Annotated in this window: 1 protein-coding gene; it reads right to left on the bottom strand. The window is 74.9% G+C overall.

Annotated elements, in window-relative coordinates:
- Positions 1-835: FAD-binding protein (locus ACFQ36_RS23030; protein WP_377017925.1), on the bottom strand; the 835-nt coding region annotated here is incomplete at both ends.

Below are 835 nucleotides of genomic sequence, written 5' to 3'. Positions count from 1 at the left end.
CCTCGGGGCCGGCGGTCCACTCGGCCAGCTGCTTGGCTGCCAGCTCGAGGCCGGCCCGGTCCCGCAGCACACCCGCCGAGGCGGACATCAGCGACTGGATCTCGGCCCGGGTGCAGGCGGTGCCGCCGTCGTCGAACGCCAGCGGGACCGCGCGGAAGGACGGCGCGGTCCGGTGCAGGTCCAGGGACTGCACCGCCCGGCGGGCGAAGACCAGGCCTTCGAGCAGGGAGTTGGAGGCGAGCCGGTTGGCTCCGTGCACCCCGGTGCAGGCGGCCTCGCCGACGGCGTAGAGCCCGGGCACCGAGGTGCGGGCATGCAGGTCGGTGCGCACCCCGCCCATCCAATAGTGCGAGGCCGGCACCACCGGCAGCAGTTCGCGGCTCCAGTCGAAGCCCAGCGACCGCACGGTGGCATCGATCATCGGGAAGCGGCGGGCGAGGAAGTCCGTGCCGCGGGCCGCGGCAATGACGGTGGCGTCCAGGTAGACGGCGGGATCGGCGTCCTGCCGGGCCAGCTCCTGCCGGCGGTCGTGGATGGCGCGGGAGACCACGTCGCGCGGGGCGAGTTCGGCATCCGGGTGGACGCCGGGCATGAAGCGCCCGCCGGCGGAGTCCACCAGCAGCGCCCCTTCGCCGCGGACCGCCTCGGAAACCATGAAGGGGCGTCCCCCGGTGGCCGCCGGATCCAGCAGGGTGGGATGGAACTGGAAGAATTCCAGGTCCGCCAGCACCGCGCCGGCCGTCCAGGCCAGGGCGGCGCCGTCGCTGGTGGCACCGGCCGGGTTGGTGGTGGCCTCGAACAGCTGGCCGGCGCCGCCGGTGGCGAGCACGACGCC

Source organism: Arthrobacter sp. GCM10027362, assembly GCF_042679445.1.
Lineage (GTDB): Bacteria > Actinomycetota > Actinomycetes > Actinomycetales > Micrococcaceae > Crystallibacter.
Note: the sequence above shows the minus strand (reverse complement) of the source record. Positions and strands in the feature narration are given on the sequence as shown.